Annotated in this window: 24 protein-coding genes and 3 pseudogenes; 13 read left to right on the top strand and 14 right to left on the bottom strand. The window is 71.4% G+C overall.

Annotation, left to right across the window (positions count from 1 at the left end):
* Positions 1 to 142: 142 nt before the first annotated feature.
* A complete protein-coding gene (locus tag IE219_RS32365) occupies positions 143 to 1,765 on the top strand; it encodes an acyltransferase (RefSeq protein ID WP_268256869.1) in 1,623 nt (540 codons plus the stop codon).
* A complete protein-coding gene (locus tag IE219_RS29575) occupies positions 1,765 to 2,367 on the top strand; it encodes a hypothetical protein (protein ID WP_189983072.1) in 603 nt (200 codons plus the stop codon). The genes IE219_RS32365 and IE219_RS29575 overlap by 1 nt, the downstream gene beginning before the upstream one ends.
* A 158-nt stretch (positions 2,368 to 2,525) precedes the next feature.
* On the opposite strand, the pseudogene IE219_RS32070 reads toward IE219_RS29575, so the two are convergent.
* The 3 genes and pseudogenes from IE219_RS32070 to IE219_RS32615 form a co-directional block, all read right to left on the bottom strand.
* Positions 2,526 to 2,713 (bottom strand): annotated as a pseudogene (locus IE219_RS32070) (FTR1 family protein); the annotation flags it as partial.
* 95 nt (positions 2,714 to 2,808) lie between these two features.
* Positions 2,809 to 3,180, bottom strand: a pseudogene (locus tag IE219_RS29570) (imelysin family protein); the annotation flags it as partial.
* A complete protein-coding gene (locus tag IE219_RS32615; RefSeq protein ID WP_373298913.1) occupies positions 3,134 to 3,541 on the bottom strand; it encodes a M48 family metalloprotease in 408 nt (135 codons plus the stop codon). The gene IE219_RS32615 and the pseudogene IE219_RS29570, both read right to left, overlap by 47 nt.
* Here IE219_RS32615 and IE219_RS32065 point away from each other — a divergent pair.
* Genes IE219_RS32065 through IE219_RS29555 form a run of 3 tightly spaced genes read left to right on the top strand, consistent with a single transcriptional unit; the run spans position 3,440 to position 5,099 of the window.
* Positions 3,440 to 3,940: a hypothetical protein gene (locus IE219_RS32065; RefSeq protein WP_229850197.1), complete on the top strand. Its 501-nt coding sequence runs from the start codon at positions 3,440 to 3,442 to the stop codon at positions 3,938 to 3,940. The two genes, IE219_RS32615 and IE219_RS32065, sit on opposite strands and share 102 nt — an antisense overlap.
* Positions 3,825 to 4,307, top strand: coding sequence for a phosphatase PAP2 family protein (locus IE219_RS32610; RefSeq protein ID WP_373298912.1), 483 nt, complete (start codon positions 3,825 to 3,827; stop codon positions 4,305 to 4,307). Before IE219_RS32065 ends, IE219_RS32610 begins: the two co-directional genes overlap by 116 nt.
* Positions 4,308 to 4,316: 9 nt before the next feature.
* Complete coding sequence (locus IE219_RS29555; protein WP_189983068.1) at positions 4,317 to 5,099, top strand: ABC transporter permease; 783 nt, start codon at positions 4,317 to 4,319, stop codon at positions 5,097 to 5,099.
* Here IE219_RS29555 and IE219_RS29550 read toward each other — a convergent pair.
* Positions 5,080 to 5,400: pseudogene (locus IE219_RS29550) on the bottom strand (TIGR03842 family LLM class F420-dependent oxidoreductase); the annotation flags it as partial. The gene IE219_RS29555 and the pseudogene IE219_RS29550 overlap by 20 nt on opposite strands.
* Before the next feature lie 5 nt (positions 5,401 to 5,405).
* On the opposite strand from IE219_RS29550, the gene IE219_RS32060 reads away from it, so the two are divergent.
* The 3 genes from IE219_RS32060 to IE219_RS29540 all read left to right on the top strand — a co-directional run bounded on the left by IE219_RS32060 (position 5,406) and on the right by IE219_RS29540 (position 6,693).
* A complete protein-coding gene (locus tag IE219_RS32060) occupies positions 5,406 to 5,627 on the top strand; it encodes a DUF6087 family protein (RefSeq protein ID WP_229850185.1) in 222 nt (73 codons plus the stop codon).
* Positions 5,628 to 5,704: 77 nt separating this feature from the next.
* The gene (locus IE219_RS29545) at positions 5,705 to 6,190 is read left to right on the top strand and encodes a pyridoxal-phosphate dependent enzyme (protein ID WP_189983066.1); all 486 of its coding nucleotides are present in this window, start codon (positions 5,705 to 5,707) and stop codon (positions 6,188 to 6,190) included.
* Positions 6,191 to 6,432: 242 nt separating this feature from the next.
* Positions 6,433 to 6,693, top strand: coding sequence for a hypothetical protein (locus tag IE219_RS29540; RefSeq protein ID WP_189983064.1), 261 nt, complete (start codon positions 6,433 to 6,435; stop codon positions 6,691 to 6,693).
* Between the two features lie 62 nt (positions 6,694 to 6,755).
* On the opposite strand, the gene IE219_RS29535 is transcribed toward IE219_RS29540, so the two are convergent.
* The gene (locus IE219_RS29535) at positions 6,756 to 7,427 is read right to left on the bottom strand and encodes a response regulator transcription factor (RefSeq protein ID WP_189983062.1); all 672 of its coding nucleotides are present in this window, start codon (positions 7,425 to 7,427) and stop codon (positions 6,756 to 6,758) included.
* Positions 7,424 to 8,659, bottom strand: a complete 1,236-nt coding sequence (locus tag IE219_RS29530; RefSeq protein WP_308434056.1) for a sensor histidine kinase — start codon at positions 8,657 to 8,659, stop codon at positions 7,424 to 7,426. Before IE219_RS29530 ends, IE219_RS29535 begins: the two co-directional genes overlap by 4 nt.
* A 190-nt stretch (positions 8,660 to 8,849) precedes the next feature.
* On the opposite strand from IE219_RS29530, the gene IE219_RS29525 reads away from it, so the two are divergent.
* Both IE219_RS29525 and IE219_RS29520 read left to right on the top strand, forming a co-directional pair.
* Positions 8,850 to 9,209: a DUF4190 domain-containing protein gene (locus IE219_RS29525; protein WP_229850183.1), complete on the top strand. Its 360-nt coding sequence runs from the start codon at positions 8,850 to 8,852 to the stop codon at positions 9,207 to 9,209.
* Between the two features lie 52 nt (positions 9,210 to 9,261).
* Positions 9,262 to 10,752, top strand: coding sequence for an alpha/beta hydrolase (locus tag IE219_RS29520; protein WP_189983058.1), 1,491 nt, complete (start codon positions 9,262 to 9,264; stop codon positions 10,750 to 10,752).
* Positions 10,753 to 10,791: 39 nt separating this feature from the next.
* On the opposite strand, the gene IE219_RS29515 is transcribed toward IE219_RS29520, so the two are convergent.
* The 6 genes from IE219_RS29515 to IE219_RS29490 form a co-directional block, all read right to left on the bottom strand.
* Positions 10,792 to 11,208 (bottom strand): tyrosine-type recombinase/integrase, encoded by a 417-nt coding sequence (locus tag IE219_RS29515; RefSeq protein WP_189983056.1) that lies wholly within the window; start codon positions 11,206 to 11,208, stop codon positions 10,792 to 10,794.
* 5 nt (positions 11,209 to 11,213) lie between these two features.
* The gene (locus IE219_RS29510; RefSeq protein WP_189983054.1) at positions 11,214 to 11,705 is read right to left on the bottom strand and encodes a hypothetical protein; all 492 of its coding nucleotides are present in this window, start codon (positions 11,703 to 11,705) and stop codon (positions 11,214 to 11,216) included.
* Positions 11,706 to 11,745: 40 nt separating this feature from the next.
* Entirely contained in the window at positions 11,746 to 12,330 is a 585-nt protein-coding gene (locus IE219_RS29505) for a hypothetical protein (protein ID WP_189983052.1), read from the bottom strand.
* The gene (locus tag IE219_RS29500; protein ID WP_189983050.1) at positions 12,320 to 12,538 is read right to left on the bottom strand and encodes a site-specific integrase; all 219 of its coding nucleotides are present in this window, start codon (positions 12,536 to 12,538) and stop codon (positions 12,320 to 12,322) included. The genes IE219_RS29505 and IE219_RS29500 overlap by 11 nt, the downstream gene beginning before the upstream one ends.
* Positions 12,539 to 12,972: 434 nt before the next feature.
* Entirely contained in the window at positions 12,973 to 13,230 is a 258-nt protein-coding gene (locus IE219_RS29495; RefSeq protein WP_189983048.1) for a hypothetical protein, read from the bottom strand.
* 163 nt (positions 13,231 to 13,393) lie between these two features.
* Positions 13,394 to 13,672, bottom strand: coding sequence for a hypothetical protein (locus IE219_RS29490; protein WP_189983047.1), 279 nt, complete (start codon positions 13,670 to 13,672; stop codon positions 13,394 to 13,396).
* A gap of 41 nt (positions 13,673 to 13,713) precedes the next feature.
* On the opposite strand from IE219_RS29490, the gene IE219_RS29485 reads away from it, so the two are divergent.
* Positions 13,714 to 13,971, top strand: a complete 258-nt coding sequence (locus tag IE219_RS29485; RefSeq protein ID WP_189983045.1) for a hypothetical protein — start codon at positions 13,714 to 13,716, stop codon at positions 13,969 to 13,971.
* Between the two features lie 16 nt (positions 13,972 to 13,987).
* Here the strand turns inward: IE219_RS29485 and IE219_RS29480 are convergent, their stop codons facing one another.
* Positions 13,988 to 15,052 carry a winged helix DNA-binding protein gene (locus tag IE219_RS29480; protein ID WP_189983043.1) on the bottom strand — a complete coding sequence of 355 codons (1,065 nt, stop codon included), beginning with the start codon at positions 15,050 to 15,052 and terminating at the stop codon, positions 13,988 to 13,990.
* A 119-nt stretch (positions 15,053 to 15,171) separates the two neighbouring features.
* Positions 15,172 to 16,119, bottom strand: a complete 948-nt coding sequence (locus IE219_RS29475; RefSeq protein ID WP_189983128.1) for a methionyl-tRNA formyltransferase — start codon at positions 16,117 to 16,119, stop codon at positions 15,172 to 15,174.
* A gap of 255 nt (positions 16,120 to 16,374) precedes the next feature.
* Here IE219_RS29475 and IE219_RS29470 point away from each other — a divergent pair, with 255 nt between their 5' ends.
* Positions 16,375 to 17,727: a lysine N(6)-hydroxylase/L-ornithine N(5)-oxygenase family protein gene (locus IE219_RS29470; RefSeq protein ID WP_189983041.1), complete on the top strand. Its 1,353-nt coding sequence runs from the start codon at positions 16,375 to 16,377 to the stop codon at positions 17,725 to 17,727.
* A 110-nt stretch (positions 17,728 to 17,837) separates the two neighbouring features.
* A complete protein-coding gene (locus IE219_RS29465) occupies positions 17,838 to 18,893 on the top strand; it encodes an iron-siderophore ABC transporter substrate-binding protein (protein ID WP_189983039.1) in 1,056 nt (351 codons plus the stop codon).
* Positions 18,894 to 18,958: the final 65 nt, after the last annotated feature.

Raw genomic sequence — 18,958 nt, 5'->3', positions numbered from 1 at the left:
GCTCCCACCCCGACTCAGCTGACCCAGGCGGACGGCTGTACGGCAGGGGAGAAGGAAGAAGGGAGAACCACTCATCCCCATCCGGCAATCCATATACGCATCCTGCATCAGGTTCGATCATCGGATTCGATAAGGTCACGTCATGCCCGGCATCGAAGACGACCTGAGAGTGACCGTCGCGGCCCTCATGGCGAACCGGGGCGAGCGGCAGACCGATCTAGCCGTCGGCCTGGGCCAGGCGCAGGCCCAGATCTCCCGCAAGCTCACCGGCCGTGCCCACTGGTCCCTGGAGGACGTCGACCTCCTCGCCGCCCACTACCGCCTCCACACCCTCGACCTCCTGGCCGGCCCCACCCACGCCCTCGGCGTCGCGCGCGGCGACCTGCCCGCCCTGAAACCCGTCAGCCCGTGGACCACCACCCCGGCCGCACCCGCACCCGCACCGGAACCCGCACCGCCCGAACCCGCACAGGCGCCGCCGGTGCCGGTCGAACCCTGCGTACTGTGCGGGCAGCCCGCCCCCGACGAGGTCGACGGCTTCCCCCAGCACCTGACGGCCGAGGACTGCGCGGCCGCCATCGCCGCCACCCGCCGCCCGACCGTCCACACCCCCCAGGACACGGCCCTCGACCGGCCTTCCACCCTCACCGCCCGGGAACAGCCGGCCCCCACGGCTCCCCCCACACCAGCACCCGCCCCCGCCGACACGACCCTCGACGACGAGCCCACCGACACCGACCAGCAACAATCTGCCCCCGCCCCAGCCCCGGCGTCGCCCCCACCGCCGCCGTCCCACCGCGGCACCCCCCACTACGCCTCCGGCACGCTGATCGAGCAGATCACCGACCGGGTCCGCGACGTCCTGGCGGAGCACGGCGGCGACCTGGAGACCGCGCAGGCGGCACTCCTCAAGACGGCGATCCCGGACGTCATGACGCTGATGAGGGCCTCCCGGGTCGGCGGCCGCTACGAGCACTCCGAGTTCCCCCCGACCGCCGAGATCCTCCGCAAGAAGTCACAGAAGGGCGCGGACGAGATCTGGGAAGGCCGCCCGAAGTGGCGCAACACCCCCCTCCTCAAGGCGGCGAGGCAGGGCGAACGGTTCGAGGTCACCGCGCTCGACATGAACGCCGCCTACCTCTCCGCCCTCAAGTGCCACCTTCCCATCGGCCAGCTCCGCGAGGACACCACCGGCGTCCACGACCCGAAGAAGGCCGGCGTCCACCTCATCACCCCACCCGCCTGGGACCACCCGGACCTCCCCAACCCACTGGGCAACCGCATGGAGCCCGGCGAACTGTGGGTGACGGAGTCGACCCTCCGCCTCCTCCTGGACTGCGCCCGCAAAGACCTCTCCGACGCCCCCGTCATCCACCGCTCCCTCGTCTCCGGCGCCTCCGAGGCCCTCCTGGAGAAACTGCGCCGCGCACTGACCGAGACCCGCAAGACCGCCCTGGCCGAGGGCGACGAACTGACCGTCGCCTACGTCAAGGCGATGTACTCGAAGTTCGTCTCCACCATCGGAGAATCGAGCGCGAACCGCGAGATCCGCCGCCCGGACTGGATGCACCTCATCCGCGCCAAGGCGTTCGCGAACCTCTGGATGAAGGCCCACAAGGCCCGCACCGCCGGCCTGAAGGTCGTGGAGATCTCCGGCACCGACGAACTCCACGTCATCGGCGACTGGCGCACGGCCTTCACGGAAGGCCGTGACCTGAACCAGGTCAAGCAGAAAGACGTCTACACCCTCGGAGGCGAACGCTGATGGCCGGATCACCCGATCTCTGGTCCCGCTGGGGCCAGTGGCAGAAGTCCGACGCGGCGGGCATCAAGGGCGGCGAAGCCCTCATCCGCGAACTGAACCGGATCGTCCACACCTCCGGCATCACCTCACCCGTCACCACCCGCCGCGGCCTCACCGCCCGCCTCCGCTACCTCGACAGCCCCGCCGGCCGCGCCGAACTCGCGGCCCAGGGCATCTCCCCCCGCACCATCCGCACCTGGATGAAGGCGAAGAACAAGACGTCCCCGACCCCCGCGAGCCGAGAGAAGATCGACACCGCCTACTGGCACCGCCGCCGCGAAAACCTGATCCGCTCCGGCTGGCTCGTGAAACACCTCGACAACGACGGCCGGGGCCGCCGCATGGAAATCCACCCCGTCGACCAGACCCGAGTCGAATCCAAATACCGCCGCGACCTGAACTCCCGCACCATCACCGTCCGCTACATCTGGTCCGACCTCGTCACCGCCTGGGCGAACAAGAACGCCAACATGGTCGACGAAATCTGGGACGACGTCATCTCCGACCTGGACTCCGACTACAACGCCTACGCCTACGTCTCCTCCGTGGGCTTCAACGCCTGACCCTTCCCACGCCCCCTCACAAGAACCCGAACCACCAGCCCCTCTCCCTCCCGTCATCCGGATCCGGCCAGGTTCACAACGCCTGCCCCCGGACCACGAGAGAGCCGCTTGCCCGTCTCCCGAGCTGCTGTCGAAACGCTGCTCTACGACGTGAACAGAGCCAGGCCCAGGAGGGCTCCGACGAGGGGCCGGGCGCCGTCACCGGTGGCCTGGACCGCGGTCCAGATGAACAGGGACGTCTCCAGGCCTCGCGGCCGACGGCGAGGAACGAGATGGCGACGAGCGCGCCGGTACCGAGGGCGAGGGCGGCGTCGAGCCGGCCGTGCGGTTCGCTCTTGAGGTGCCGGTCTTGGCCAGGTGGACGATGAGGATGCAGACGACGAGGCAGGCTCTTTAGGGCGGCTCGGACGGGGCGGCAGGCCGGGCTGCTGATTTCGGTGGTCACTTCACGACCGCCGCGGCGAGCTCGGAGAGCGGCTCGGCCAGCGCGTTGACGGCGTCGGAGAGCTCCTTGCGCTGCTCCTTGCCGACCTTGTCGTAGGGGGTGAAGCCGTAGCCGGCCTTGTCGGCGCGGTACTGGTCGAGGAGCGTGTTCAGGGCGCCGAACTGCTTGTCGAGTTCGGCGACGAGCGCCGCGTCGTTCTTGGCGGCGACCGGCTTGAGCAGGTCGAAGGACATCTGGGCGCCCTCGACGTTGGCCTTGAAGCCGGCGAGGTCGGTGTGGGAGCAGCGCTCCTCCTCGCCGGTGACCTCGCCGGTGACGATCTCATCGAGGAGCTCCTCGGCGCCGTTGGCCATCGAGGTGGGGGCGATGGGCCGGAGCCTTGAGGAGGAGGGCTTTGACCCGTGCGGGCACGGGGCCGGTGGTCCCTCCGGCCGCGGTCCTGGCCGGTAGGAAGAGGGCCGCCAGGGCGGCCTTCCCCACGGCCCGCGCCGTCGGCCGCCGGTCCCCGCAGGCGGCGGCCGGGGTTTCGTCTGCCGCTCGTTCGGCGGCGAAGGAGACCTGCGGGACGACCGTCGCCGAGGCGGGGTGACACCAGCCGGCCAACTGCGCGACCGCCAGGAACAAGTGGTGGCGCGAATCCAGGTGAGCGCGCTCGTGCCCGAGGAGCACATCGCGCTCGTGCGGGTCCAGGGCCCTGAACATGCCCGCGGTCACCACGATCCTGCCCACCCGTCCCGGGCGGCCGGGCAGGGCGAAAGCATCCGGCCTCTCCTCGTCGAGGACGCACAGCCCGCCGGCTTGCGGGGCGGTGTCCGCGCGGCCCACGGCGGCGCGCAGTCGCAGAGCCTCTGCCGCAGCGCCCCCTACCGCGGCTGCCACGACCATGGCCAGCGCACCGGCCGCCAGGGCGGAGGCCCCGAAGACGAAGGCGGCCGGACCCGCCTGGACCGGCTTGAGCAGGTGCGCGAGAGCGGCCGGCGCCGGAAGACGCGGCAGGAGCGGGAGCAGCGGCATGACCGGGCAGGCGACCGCGCCCACAGCCGGCGCGGCTGCGGCGCCGGTGACCGCGCCCAGGGCGATGTCGGGGCGCACTCGGGTGGCCGGCGCTGGGACGGGCCATCCGTCTGACGACGATGGCCGTCATAGCGCGTCTGCGGCCCCGGCCGAGATGTGGCTGACCGGCGCGTCACGCCGGGACTTCCCCTCCGGTCACGCCACGACCTTCGCCATGGCCGCGGGTCTTCTCGTCCTCGCTCTCTCCACCCACCCGGCCCGGCGGCCGAGAAGGGCCACCGGCCCGGTCCTGTGCTGGGCCGCGACCGTGGGCATCGGCCGTGTCTGTCTCGGCGCGCACTGGGCGAGCGACGTCGTGGCCGGCCGGCTCCTCGCCCTTCTCCGGACCGCGTGGGGAGCCCGGCTCCTGCGCCGGCTCACCTCACCGGCCCGCACCTGCTCCCCTTCCGGGACACCCCCGGCCGAAACGAGTCACCCATAGGGTTGACCCGTGCTCCTCCACGTGAACACCACCTTCGCGGTGCTCCTGGCGGTCTTCCTCGGCCTCGCGGCCGCGGTGGTCGCGATTGCCAAGCTCACCTCCGCCCGTCACCCCCTGTTCGCCGGAGCCCGCGCGGCCCTGCAACTCGTCGCCGTCTCGTTCCTCATCGGCTCCGTCGTCCAGGCACTCCCCCTCCTGCTCTGCTTCCTCCTGCTGATGTACGCCGTCGCCGTCCGCACGGCAGGTCGGCGCATCGTTCCCGCCCCCGGCAGCTCCTGGCCCTGGGCGGCACTCCCCATCGCCGCAGGCGTTCTGCCGGTCGTCGTCACCCTGCTCCTCACCGGAGTGCTTCCGCCCCGGGGCATCGCACTCATCCCGGTCACCGGCATCCTCATCGGCGGCGCCCTCACCGCCACCGTGCTCGCCGGACGCCGCACCCTGGACGAACTCGCCACCCGTCACGGCGAAGTGGAAGCCGGCCTCGCGCTCGGCCTCACCGACCGCGAGGCACGCATGGAAGTCGCCCGTCCGGCCGCCGCCGACGCTCTGCTGCCCGGCATGGACCAGACCCGCACGGTCGGACTCGTCACCCTGCCCGGCGCCTTCGTCGGTATGCTCCTGGGCGGCGCCTCACCGCTCCAAGCAGGCGCGGTACAACTTTTCGTCCTGATCGCACTCCTCCTCGTCCAAGCCGTCGCCACGGCCATCACGCTGGAACTGATCGCCCGCGGCGTGCTGAAGCGCCCTGCCGGGCCAGGCCCGGACGGCTTCGTCAGTGAAACGACGGGATGACGTGGGTGCCGTAGACGTCGATGGTGCCCTCGCGGTCGTCGTGCATGGCGTAGACGGAGAACTGGTCGACGCCGAGGGCCTTGAGGCGGCGGCCCTTGATGTACGCGGTCAGCTCCTCCGGCACCATGTCCGAGTGCTCGCCGTACTTGGCGACCAGGTCGGCGACGTGGTTGCCGACCGTGCCGCCGAACCACCGGCACTGGTCCCGGGCGTGCGCCGGGTCGTCCCCCACGTAGGCGGGGGCGGCGACGCAGATGGTGAGGGCGTCGGGGTCGCGGCCGGCGTCCCGGGCGGCCTTCCGGGCCGGTGGAGGGGTGGGATCGTCGGCGTGATGCACGCCAGGCCGTTTCGAAAGGCGGACGACGCGCGGTGCCGCTCGGTGACGGCCCGCACTGCGGGGCCCGCGTAGACCCCGGAGCCCCGAGAGCGATCGAGGAGTGGACCGGCATCGGAAGTCGTCCCCGGCTGAGGGTCCTTGCTCGACGTTGTAGCAATGGGTGCGGGTGCTGGAGGTCTGGTTGTCGTTGAAGGTGCCGTCACCGGCACCGTTGGAGCCGTAGTGGTCGTGGTCGGCGCCGCAGCCGTCCCTGATGCACAGGTGCCCGTTGGCGCAGGCCGGTGCCGCGCTCGGGTTGGCCGGGTTGCGGGTTTCGGCCTGCCCGGGGACGGGAGCTGCGGCGGTTCCGCTGGAGACGTCGAGGGCGTTCGCCGCCGGGGCGCGGCTCGTCCGGCACGGCGCGGCCTTCGCTGAGGCGGCGTCGGTGGCGGTGGACGCGGCGGCGCGGCCGGATCACCGGTTCGTGCACCCGTACGGCGATCCGGCAGTCGTCGTGGGCCAGGGCGACGCGGGCGCCGAGATTGTGGCCGACGAGCCGGCCGTCGACACGGTCGTCGCGGCCGTGGGCGGTGGCGGTCTCGTGGCCGGTACGGTGCTGGTGATCGCCGGCCGTGCCGTCGTCGTCGAACCGGAGGGCTGCCGCTGCCTGCACGACGCGCTGGCCGCCGGGAAGCCGGCGAACTCCCCCGTGGGCCCGTGGCCGAGTCCGCCACGGGTGCCGCCCGGGTCGGCGGGGTCGCCTTCGAGATCCTGACCCTCCACGGCGTGACGTCCGTGCTGGTCGACGACGAGATCCTCCAGACGCGACCTGCTCTGGGAGAAGTACCGGATCGCGGTCGACCCTGCCCGGCCGACGCCGGGTATGACCACCGCCCGTGCCGGGACCTACCTCCCGGCACGGGCGGTCCCTTCTGACGGGCGGAGGCGGGACGTCACCGCCGGAACGGCCGCCGCCACCACGACGGCTGCCCCGCCGCCCCGCCGGGGCAGCCGGCGGTGGCGCACGACGGCGAGCAGCCGTTTGCCTTCTCTGCACCAACGACGAGAGCCGACGACATCCTCGCCGCAGCCGCGCCCGAGCTCGCCGGGCAGGTCCAGGCGATGAAGTTTGACGCGGACACCGGGCGCCTGGACGTCGCCCCTGACGCTCCGGTGTGCGGCACGAAGCTGCGCTGGAGCGCGCCGAAGCTGGTCGCGACCACCAACGAGAAGGGGCAGGGCGCGAACGTCCGCATGCTGCACGTCCTGGTGCCGTGAAGGCCGGCCCCGACACGGCGGCCACAGACCCGACCCCGGCCCTTTCCCGCCATGACGCGGCGTCAGCCAGCGGATCCCGGCACCACCAGGCCGGATTCGTATGCGATCACCACCGCGTGGGTCCGGTTCTGTGCGTCGAGCTTGGTCAGCACATTTCCGACGTGGGTCTTCACGGTCTCCAGGCTCACCGTGAGCGTCTGCGCGATTTCCGGGTTGGACCGGCCGGTGGCCATCAGCCGCAGAACCGCCTCCTCACGGCCCGTCAGCGCCGCCCTCGGCAACGCGCGGGAGGAATCCAGCGGGCGTGCGGTGACCATCTGGCGCAGTGCCGCCGGGAAGAGAATCGCCTCCCCCTGTGCCACCACCCGCACCGCCTCCGCTATCTGTCGGACCGGAAGCCGCTTGAGGACAAACCCGCCGGCCCCCGCGCTGAGCGCGGCTGTGACGTAGTCGTCGTTCTCGAAGGTGGTGATCACCACGATCTTCGGCGGGTCGGACGCCTCGGCGAGAAGCAGTCGGGTGGCCTCGATCCCGTTGCGGCGGGGCATGCGCACATCCATCAGGACCACGTCCGGCCGCAGCCGCTGCGCCTGCTCGACCGCCTCGATGCCGTCCGCGGCCTCCCCGACCACCGTGATTCCCGGCTGTGCCGCGAGCAGTGTGCGCAGACCGCTGCGGGTGACTTCGTCGTCGTCCGCGATCAGGAGGGTGACGGCGGTGGTGGCGACCGTCATGCCGTTGCCCTGGCCGGCAGGCGGACCGCCAGCCGCCAGTGCTCCGTCCCGTCGGGGCCCGACCGGAACTCGCCGTGCAGCAGCCGCACGCGCTCGGCGAGGCCGGGCAGGCCGTGCCCGGACGTCGGGAAGTCGCCCCGGCCCGCAGCCGTGTCCGTGTCCTTCTCCCGTCCGGTCCGGTTGACCACGCTGAGCTCCAGCCTGTCCCGCGTGGCCGCCACGCCGATCTGGACCGGGCCGCCCGCCCCGTGCCGTAGCGCGTTCGTCAGCCCCTCCTGCAGGATCCGGTACGCTGCTCGGGAGAGCGTCCCCTGCACCTGTGCCAGGTCGCCCGTGAGGTCCGCCTCGACTACTGCGCCCGTGTGCCGCAGGCGGTCGATCAGTTCGGGCAGATCGGCCAGGGTTCGGGCCGGTGTCGTCCCGGCCTTCTCCGCGCGCAGCACGCCCAGCACGTAGTCCAAGTCCTCCAGCGCGGCTCGGGCCGACTCCTCGATGCCCCGCAGGGCGGCCCGAGCCGCCTCGGGGTCGGCGGTGAGCACCTCGCCCGCCACCGCCGCCTGGATCGTGGTCGCCGTCAGCGTGTGCCCGATCGAGTCGTGCAATTCGTGGGCCAGCCGGTTGCGTTCGGCCAGCCGCTGCTCGCGTTCGGCAGCCAGCGCGAGCCGTTCGGCCGCCGACGGCCCCAGCAGGCGGGGTGCCAGCCACCGCAGAGCCCTCGTCACCGCCGCGCAGACGAGCGCCGCCAGCAGCAGGCAGACGAGCGCCGCCACCCAGCTCTGCCAGCCGCGCCCGGGCCGCAGCGTCCAGTCGAACAGGACGATCTCCGGCCGGTCGTCGAGCCAGTGCTCCGGCAGGGCCAGTCCAGTGAGGAGCAGCACCAGCGCGGTCAGCGTTCCCGCCCACCCCAGTGCCACGTGCAGCAGCAGCCACAGCGGGGTCCGCCAGCGGTCGGCAGGGGACGACGCGGCAGGGGCCGGGCCGTCGGCGGGTGCGCTCGCAGGCTCTCGTAGGGGCGTCTGGGGCAGCGGCACCTTCAACAGGCGACGCGCGGACGCGATCAGCACGCGCCGGGTGACGGGGGCGAGTCCGGCCGCGGCGACCAGGGCCGCCCAGACCACCACGGTCAGCGCGGCCTGCACCTCGTACGGGGCAGAGAGCCACGCCAGTGCTGGAAGCGCGGCGAGCGGCAGCAGCGGAGCGCTCGCCATCGCGCCGAGGGAGGCGAATAGCACGCCCGAATAGGTGGAGCCGCGCAGAAACGGCGAAAAACCCCTGGTCATAGTCGGTAAGTATCGCTTCTCGGCGCGCGGGAGACCTCCCTCGATCGGGGGAGGAACTTTTCCCGCCTTCTCGCGATGTGCGCCCGTGCCCCCGCCGCTCATGATCCTTTCCTGCTCGGTTGTCGACACAGGAGGACGGCGGATGAACACGCAAGGAACGGCAAGCCCCGACACACGGCCTGCGGTCGGCAAGGACGGGCCGGCCACCGCGGCCATGGTGCTGGGCATCACCGGCCTGTTCACCTCGGTCGTCCTCGTCGGCGGAGCACTCGGCCTCATGGGCGTGGTCCTGGGCGCCGTCGGCCTGAAGACGGCCGGTCCAACCGGCACCGGCCGTGGCAAGGCCGTCACCGGCGTGGTGACGTCGCTCCTCGCAATGGTGGTCGCCGTCCTGGCCGCCTTCTTCCTGGCCTGGTACGCGAACCGGACCCAGGCGTGCTACCAGCCCGACACCCTGCGGCAGTACGCGCAGTGCGTCAGCCGGCACCTCGCAAAGAGCTGACCGGTCCGACCACGCGATCACCCCTCATCACCCGACAAGGACCCGCATCACCGTGCGCAACACACGCATAGCCTCTCTTCTGGCCGCCGGCGTGGCAGTGACCCTGGCCACGACGCTGACCCCCGCGACCGCCTTCACCGCCTCGGGGCCCCCCGCCACGAACCCCCTGCGGCCGTACACACAGCAGAAGCTCCACTGGGGGCCCTGCGACGCGAAGACACCCGCCGCCTTCCAGTGCGCGACGCTTGAGGTCCCCCTGGACTACAGTGCCCCGGGCGGCAAGAGCCTCGACATCGCCGTGAACCGGATGCCGGCGGGCAGCACGAAGAAACGCCGCGGCGTGCTGCTGTTCAATCCTGGCGGCCCCGGCGCGCCGGGCCTCGGCCTCCCGGCCGCCATGGAGCCGTACCTCCCCCGGGAGGTGAAGAAGCAGTACGACCTCGTCGGGTTCGACCCGAGGGGCATAGGCCGAAGTTCCCCCCTCAGCTGTGGGCTGACCCCCGACGAGCTGAACTTCGACCGCCCCTACCACGCCAAGACCTTCGCGAAGGACGTGCGCTGGGCACGCACGGTGGCCGGCAAGTGCGAGGCCGGGGAAGGAGACACGCTGCGGCACATCACCACCCGCGACACCGCGCGCGACATGGACCTCCTGCGTGCCGTCATGGGAGAGCGGAAGATCTCCTACTACGGAGGCTCGTACGGTACCTACCTCGGCGCCGTCTACATGCAGATGTTCCCCCGGCGGGCCGACCGGTTCGTGCTGGACAGTGCGGTCGACCCCACACGGTACGGGCGGGGCACCTTCCAGGAGATGGCGGAGGCGACCGAGCCCGCCTTCACCCGGTGGAGCGAGTGGACCGCCGGGCAGGACGCCACGTACCACCTGGGTACCACGGCGGCCGAAGTGCGCGCGACCTTCTGGGACATCGTCGCCCAGGCCGACCGCAAGCCCCTCGACACCGACGAGGGGCGCCTCACCGGCGACGACATCCGCTCTGTGCGCGACGTTTTCTTCCGAGAACGGCACGCCGCCGAGTGGGTCGCCGGGCTGAAGAAGGCCGCCGAGGGCGAGAGGCCCACCACGCCGGCGCCCGACCCCGAACTCCCCCCGGAGAACGAGGTCGCGGGGCTGTGGGCGGTCCTGTGCGGCGACACCGCCGCTTCGTGGCCGCGCGTCCCCCAGCAGTACCGGCGCGACGCCGTCCGCGACAAGGCCCGATACCCGCTGTACGGCGACTTCGCGTCCAACATCAAGCCGTGCGCCTTCTGGAAGCCCGCCGCCGAGGCCCCGACCACGGTGGACAACAACGTTGTCGCGTTGATCTTGCAGAACGAGTGGGACCCGCAGACGCCCCTGACGGCCGCCCGGCAGATGCACCGGTCCCTGCATGGCTCCCGAATGGTCACCGTGCTCGGCGGAGAGGGGCACGGCGTCTACGGCACCGGATCCTGCGCGGACGAGCCCGCCACGGTCTACCTGACCACGGGCAGGCTGCCGGAGAAGGACATCGCCTGCCAGGCGCCCGCCGACAGCCGATGAAACAGGGGCGGCCACGTGGTCGTGGTCGCCCCTCGTGGCTCAGGGCAGCCCTGTCCCGTTTGCAGATCTCCTGGATGGCTCGTCGGTGACACGAGCTGGGGCGAAGACGACGGCCACGTCTTCTGGCTCATGACTCCCTGACTTTGACCGCTCCTCCGATGCGGGGTCCCGGTACTCCTCCTCCGGCCGCAGCTGACGGCGCTGGTCGAGGAACTGCTGGTAGTGCCGCACGATGTCGTCGTCGAAGACCGCGACGCAGCCACGAGTGGTCTGGATATTCAGGTGGCCGAGCAGGGCGGCACCGATGTGGATGGGCAGCCCCGAGTCGACCAGGTCGGTGGCGAAGGGCCTGCGGAAGTCGTGGACGTCGTACCGGGTCGCGATCGGCACCGTGCCGTAGGTGCCGCGGTGCCGGCGGATGACCTGAGAGATGACGTGGAACAACTCGGCGGACACGGGGATCACGCGCTCGCGGTCCGTCCTGGAGGGAGCGACGACCAGGAGCGCGACGACCTCGCCATTGGGACGCCGGTATCGGTGACGTGGTCGACCAGCAGAGGCAGCAGGGGCTGGCGGACACGGGTGCGTTCGGCCATCCGTGCGTGGATCTCGCGGCGGCGGACGTTGAACCAGCGCAGGTCGGCATCCCGGACGGGGCAGGGCACCGACCACACCGCCCAGCGCTCGGGTTCGGCGACCGCCCAGCTCTGCAAGTCCGGGTAGAAGGTGCGGACCTTGAGCAAAACGCCGTCCATGTCGAGGCGGGGCCGCCCGCCCGGCAGGACGGAGATGGTCTCCTTCCCCTGCTGGTGGGTCTCCTCGCTCAGCCGCAGGTCGGCCTGGTCGGGGTTGACCTTCTCGACGTTGCTCCAGAACGTGCCGGGCAGAACCCGGGCCGGCTGCCGCAGCGAGGAGTGGCCAAGGTCGGCGGCGCGGCGACGCAGGCAGTCCACCAGCAGGTTCCGCACGTTGGTGTTGCGCGGCTGCTGCCGGTCACAGCGCGGTGCGCCGGGCCGCCGGGGTCGCGTCGGACGCCTCGGCCGCCGCGTGGAACTTGTCCAGCAGCGGGTCCTTGGCCACCAGGCGGAAGTCGAGCGCGTAGTTCGGATAGGTGTGGCCGCGGAAGGCGTCCGGGCTCGGACGGATCACCCGCAGGCAGAACAACTGCCGGGTGCCCGAGATGAGCAACTTGCGCAGCTTCTTGTCCTCGCCGCCCAGGTCGCCGGGATTCGTGCCGTACTCGTCCGGCCCGGCCGCCACCCATCGCTGCTGCCAGGTCGTGCCGGGGAACCGCTGGAGGTGTTCGAGGACCGTCACCGTGCTGAGGCGGCGCAGTCGGCGCCGCTCAAGGCCCTCGTCGCCCCAGGCCGTCACGACAGCGTCGGCCGCCTTGGCCAGCGAGGCCCGGGAGAGGCCACCGGCCGGCCGGGGCGGGTTCTCCGGCTCGGGCGGCGGCGCGGGCTGGACGGCCTTGGTGTTCACCCGGTCCGCCGGCGCCTCCCGCAGGGGGTTGCGCTGGATGCGTCCGGCCGTCGGGCCCATCGCCCGTGCGTTGTAACCAGCGGTACTACCGGGCACCGAACACCGCCTCGACGTCGGCCGGATCGTAGGTCTGCGACCAGCCGAGCACGGCGTTCGCCCGCTGGAGCACGCGGCGCATCGCCCAGTGGGTCAGCTGTCGGGGATCACCCCGGCGGGTCCGCCAGAGCGGCCCGCCCGGCTCGGGCAGCCCGGCCTGGTCCAGGTAGGCAGCCGTGTAGGCGAACGCCTGCGGGGACGCGGGCACCGGGTCTCCGCAGGCCGGTGCCCTTGGTGATCACCCACAAGCGGCCGACCGACCAGTCCACGTCCTCCAGACGCACCCCGAGCAGTTCGCTGGCGCGGGCACCGGAGCCGACGTAGCAGGCCAGCAGGCCAGCAGGCCAGCAGGCCAGCAGGCCAGCAGGCCAGCAGGCCAGCAGGCCAGCAGGGCAGCAGGGCACGGTCCCGATCGCATCTCATCTGCGCGAACAGCTCGTCCCACAGCCGATCCGGAATCGCCCGGAGCCGGCGCTCCCGCACCTTCGGCCGCAGCCGGGCCCGCCTGGTGGGCGCCGGCGTCTCCAGCGGGGAGCGGTGAGCCGGCCGGGCCCGGCGGTCCCGGCTCCCGGGCACCGGGTTGATCACCGGCCCCCGGCCGTAGTGCTGGTGGAAGGCGTAGGAGCCGTGCACCACGGTCAACTAGCTCCGGCACGTCAGCGCGCTCGCGTCACCGAGCGCCGGATCCCGCAGGTACCGGCTCACCGGCTCGACCTCCCGGCCCGCCGCATCAACCACGAACCACGGCAGCGAAGGTCTCAACCCCTTCACCACCTCACCGACCGACGGCAACCGGCCGCGGCCATCCATCAGATCCCGATGTACGGAGGGCATTCCGTGAAACGACGACATGCCGAGATCCTCGGCACCCACCAGCTGGAACACCAGCGGATCACCCACTTGGTGCAGTCAGCAGACCGGTGCCATCGCCGGGGGCTTCCGAGGGCGTCACGGGCGCCGGAACCCGCAGTGGTCGTGTCGGCGGACGCGGGAGCCGGGCTCGGCGCACCGGCGGTCGTCGGTGGGGGCGCACGTCTCGTCGGGGCTGAGGATGCGGCCGAGCTCACCCGGCACCGTCGGTCCCCTTCCATGCCGCGCGGATCCAGGCGGCCCTCCGCCACCACGGCGGCGTCGGGCAGCAGACGACGTGCGGGCAGCACGGGCGGGCGCCGAGGCAGTCCTCGTGGACGACCGGCTTCCGGCAGCCGTCGACCGCGCAGCCCGTGTCGGCGACGGTCGCCACCGGGCGCCCGTGCACGTCCCGGTCGCTGTCGCCGTACGTCTCCGGCGGCAGGGCGGAGTACCGGGCGAGGCGCTGCCGGTGCCACGCCTCCGGCGGCATGACGGCGCCGTCAGCTGGAGTGGCAGGACGACGAGGACGCGGTGCACACCCTCTCCGGGGCCGCCGCCTCGCTGGCGGCGGACGGCACCCTGCTCCTGGTCGAGCAGGTCGCGACCGGTGACCCCGAGGACGGGGAGGCGGTCCTGCACCACCTGCGCCTCAAGTGCGCCTTCGGCTCCGGGGTGCGCGGCGCGGAGGAGATCGAGGACCTCGCCGGGCGCGCGGGGCTCGTGGTGCGCTCCCGCGCCGACATCGGCTGGGACCACCGCCTCTGGACCCTCGGCCGCCGCGTCTCCTGAGCGCCGGACGGGGCCGTCACGTCCGGCCCCCGTCATGTCCGGTCCCCGTGCCGAAGTGCTCCTCGGCGTCCGTCTCGACGGCCCCTTCGGCGCGGACCCGGCCCAGCACGAGTCCGGGCCGGCCGGCGCCGCCGTGGTCCGTGCCGGTGACGACGACCACGCCCTCGTCCTCGGTCCGCAGGATGAGGCCCGGCTCGCCGGTGTGGAGGCCGCGGGAGACCGACGCGGTGAGGACGTCGAACCGTCGGCCGTCGTGGTGGGTGAAGGCGGCCGGGTGCAGCGGTCGCCGGGTCTCGACGAAGCGGGCGACGGCCTCCGCGGGGTGCGTCCAGTCGATGCGGCCGTCCTCGTGGGAGCCGCCGGCCAGGATCTCGACGTCCCGCGGCGGGTCGTGGACCACGCTCGCCGGGCTCGGTTCGAGGTGCCGGTGGACCCGGCGGAGCAGGGAGGCGAGCACGACGCGCTCCTCCTCGCTCAGCGGGGCGAGGACCTCGTCGTCCGTCGCGGCGATCTCCGCGTTGAGGCGGGCCAGCCAGGTCCGTCCCTCGGGGGTCAGCCGGACGAGGACCCGGCGCCGGTTGGCCGGGTCGCGGGCGCAGTTGACGTGGCCGGTCCGCACCAGGTCGTTGACGATCTTCACCAGGTCGCTGGGGTTCATGTCGAGCCGCGCGGCGAGGACGGTCTTCATCTGCGGGCCGAGATCGGCGACGAGCGCCATCACGGTCAGATGCCATAACCGCAGGTTGTGGGCGGCGAGTCGCTCGGTGAGCCGGCGGCGGGCGGCCTTGCCGAGCGCGTACAGGAGGTAGGCGTTGAGCTGGAGCACGCTCGGTGGCGTCATGCTCAGGCGGGGCGGCCCGGAGGTCCCGGCGCCGGGACCTCCGGCGTCGCGTGCCGGTTCCGGCGCGGGAGCCGGGTGCGGCGCACCGGGCAGGGCGGCGCCCTGGACGGTGAGGTCGGTGTTGGCCAGTGTCCTGAAGATCTGGGCCCAGTCGGTCGTCGGCAGACTGGATATGCCGACGACGGCGAATGCGGCTCCGGACGCGTCGTGCGCGATTCCGGAGACGGCCGGTCGTTCCATGGGGCTGTCCCTTGATCGCGGAGTGAGCAGGTGTACCCGACCTGCTCGTGTCGTCATGAAACCGTCGCCCCTCAGGGCCGTCCGAGGGGCGACGGGGTGCGGGGGCCGAGCCCCTGCGCTCAGGGGCGGCCGGTGAGGTAGCCGCCCATGGAAGTGAAGTACTCGGTGGCGGGCAGTTCGCGGCCGTCCTCCGTGCGGACCCGGGTGACCGCGAGTCCGTGGTTGCGGCCGGTGCGGGCATCGGAGCCGGCGACGATCACGACACCGGCTTCCTCGCGGTAGAAGATCCGCCCGGGGGTGCCGCCGTAGCGGCCCTCCGACACGACGGCGGAAAGGATCTCCAGGCGCTTGCCCCGGTGGAAGGTGAAGGCGCTGGGGTACGGCGCGGACTGCGCGCGGACCAGGCGCTCCAGGACATCGGCCGGCCAGCCCCAGTCGATGCGGATGTCCTCCTCCGCCCGCTTGTGGAAGAAGCTGGCCTGCGAGCGGTCCTGCCGGGTGAACTCGGTCTCCCCGGCGGCGATCCGGGCGAGTGCGCCGATCGTCACCGGGGCGATGAGGTCGACCGTCTTGTGGAACAGGTCGGTGGTCGTGTCGGTCGGCCCCACGGCGACCGCGCGCTGGTCCACGATGTCGCCGGCGTCGAGCACCTCGTCCATCATGTGGGCCGTGACGCCCACTTCGGACTCGCCGTTGATGAGCGCCCAGATGAGCGGTGAGAAGCCGGCGTACTTGGGCAGCAGCGAGTCGTGGACGTTGAGCGTGCCGTGGCGGGGCAGCGAGTAGATGTGCGGCGGGATCCACGTGCGCCAGTTGTTGGCCACGATGATGTCCGGATCGGCGGCCTTGAGGAGGTCGAACAGCTCGTCGTCGTCGGGCCGGTTGCGGATCGCGACGGGCACGCCGTTCTCCTCGGCCAGGTCGGCGACCGAGTCGCTCCAGATCTTCTCGTAGGCGTGCTCGCTCTTGGGGTGTGTTACGACCATCACGACGTCGTGTTCGGACTCCAGGAGTGCCTTCAGGGTGCGGTGACCCCACGTCTGGTAACCGAACATGACGACCCGCATAAGGACTTCCTCCTCGGTGGAACGACTGGTCACGCCAAGTAAAGCAAGGCTTACCTAAGATCTGCAAGTGTCCTTTATTTTCGGCCAGTTGACCTTGCTCGTTCGCTGCGTGCCCGTTTTGCCCTGTCGACAGTCCCGTCCAGGTCAGGTTAGCTTTACCTAAGTTGCGGCTGGCTTGCGGATGGCACCGGTCCGCTGTCGCGCCTCTTTTCGCCCCGCGCCTCACAGGCGGCAGTTCCGCATGATGGGAGTGACATGTCTCAGGGCCTTCCTGGCGACGCCCCTCTGGTCCACGACCTCATAGGCATCGGCTTCGGGCCGTCCAATGTGGCCATGGCGATAGCGCTCAGTGAGCACAACGCCGGCGTAGGAAGGCAGGAGACCGTCACCGCGCACTTCTTCGAGCGGCAGTCCGGCTTCGGCTGGCACCGCGGGATGCTGATCGACGACGCCACGATGCAGGTCTCCTTCCTCAAGGACCTCGTGACGCTGCGGAATCCGACCAGCGAGTACAGCTTCCTCTGCTACCTCCAGAGCAGGGGCCGGCTGATCGACTTCGTCAACCACAAGAACCTCTTCCCGCTCCGCGTCGAGTTCCACGACTACTTCGAGTGGGCGGCGGCCAAGGTCGACGACATGGTCTCCTACGGTCACGAGGTCGTCGCGATCGAACCCGTCGTACGGGACGGCGTCATCGAGTACCTCGACGTCACCGCCAGGACCGGCACCGAGACCGTGGTCCACCGGGCCCGGAACCTCGTGATCGGCACGGGACTCCGCCCGCTGATGCCCGAAGGCGTCGCGCGCACGGACCGCGTCTGGCACAACTCCGAACTCCTCGCCAAGGTCGACGCCCTGGACGGCACGAACCCCACGCGCTTCGTCGTCGTCGGCGCCGGACAGAGCGCGGCCGAGAACGTCGCCTACCTCCACCGCCGCTTCCCCGAGGCCGAGGTCTGCGCCGTCTTCTCCCGCTACGGCTACAGCCCCGCGGACGACAGCAGCTTCGCCAACCGGATCTTCGACCCGGCCGCCGTCGACGAGTACTTCACGGCCCCCGACGACGTGAAGCAGAAGCTGATGGACTATCACGGCAACACCAACTACTCGGTCGTCGACATCGACTTGATCGACGACCTCTACCGCCAGGCGTACCAGGAGAAGGTCCTCGGCACCGAACGCCTCCGCTTCATCAACGTTTCCCGGCTCACCGGGGTCGAGGACGACGGCGAGAAGGTCCGCGCCTCCATCACCTCCCTGGTGACCGGCGAGGAGAGCTTCCTGGACGCCGACATCGTGGTGTACGCCACCGGCTACAGCCCCGCCGACCCTGTCGGACTGCTCGGCCCGGTCGCCGAGCACTGCCGGCGTGACGAGGAGGGCCGCGTCCGCGTCGAGCGCGACTACCGGCTGACGACCGACGCCGAACTGCGCTGCGGCGTCTACCTCCAGGGCGGCACCGAGCACACCCACGGCATCACGTCGTCCCTGCTCTCCAACACCGCGATCAGGGTCGGCGAGATCCTCGACTCCCTCCTCGACCAGGGGCGGACGCCCGCGCCGGGCGAGCCCCGGCCGGTCGCCGACGGCATCGGCTCGCCGCGCTAGAGCCGCCGGGGCCACACCCTGGCCGGGCCCCACCCACCCCTCCCGCCGGGCGGAGCCGCCGCACCCGGCGGGCGAGGCATGCACCGTGAGAACCTTCGAAAGGAACGTCCGTGTCCCTTGGTACGCGTCCCACCCCGCGGAGCTCCGGCAGACACCTGCCGGGCGCGGCCCTCGCCGCGATCGCCGTGCTCGCCCTGTCGGCCTGCGGGGGCGGAACGGAGAAGGCGGAGCCGAAGCCCGGCGCCCCGAAGAGCACCGACGCGACGACCGCGTCGTCCGCCTTTCCGGTGACCATCGAGCACAAGTACGGCAGCACCACGATCGACAAGGAGCCGAAGCGGATCGTCACGCTGGGCCTGTCGGACCAGGACGCGGTGCTGGCGCTGGGGGTCAAGCCGGTCGGGGCGGTGGACTGGTTCAAGGAGGACCCGTACGGCAAGTGGCCCTGGACGAAGGAAAAGTGGGGGTCCGACAAGCCGGAGATCGTCGGTGAGCGCGACGAGTACAACATCGAGAAGATCGCGGCGCTCAAGCCCGACCTCGTCGTCGCGCAGTACTCGGGCATGAAGAAGGAGCAGTACGACACGCTCTCGAAGTTCACCAAGGTCGTCGCCCAGCCCGAGGGGGTGCCCGACTACGGCGCCTCGTGGCAGGTGATGACCCGCCAGATCGGCAAGTCCCTCGGCAAGTCCGACGAGACCGAGAAGCTGATCGAGGGCATCGACGCGCGCTTCAGGGCCGTGCGTGACAAGCACCCGGAGTGGGCGCGGAAGACCCTCGCGGTCGCCGACAGCTTCGAGGCGGGCAAGTACTCGGCGTTCACGAAGACCGACCCCAAGTCGATCTTCTTCCAGGAGCTCGGCTTCCAGCTGAAGCCGGAGATCGACACGCTCGCCAAGCCCGGCTGGAACGTCGCCGAGCTGAGCGCGGAGAAGCTGAACGTCCTCGACGTCGACCGCCTGGTCTGGGTGACCTCCAGCACCGACGCCAACACCCGGATCAAGGCCGAGCCGCTCTACAGGAAGCTCAAGGTCAACCAGGAGAAGCGCGACCTGTTCGTGCCCTACCAGGGCCCGGACATCGGCGCCGCGTTCTCCTTCAACACCGTCCTGTCGATCCCGTACGCGATCGACGAGATCGAGCCGCTGCTGACGGCCGTCAAGTAGCACCCCACCGCCGAGGCGGGGCGGGGGAGGGCGCCGAGGTCCGGTACGGCGTGCCGGCCGCGGGC

Source organism: Streptomyces termitum (assembly GCF_014650175.1).
GTDB classification, from domain to species: domain Bacteria; phylum Actinomycetota; class Actinomycetes; order Streptomycetales; family Streptomycetaceae; genus Streptomyces; species Streptomyces termitum.
Note: the sequence above shows the minus strand (reverse complement) of the source record. Positions and strands in the feature narration are given on the sequence as shown.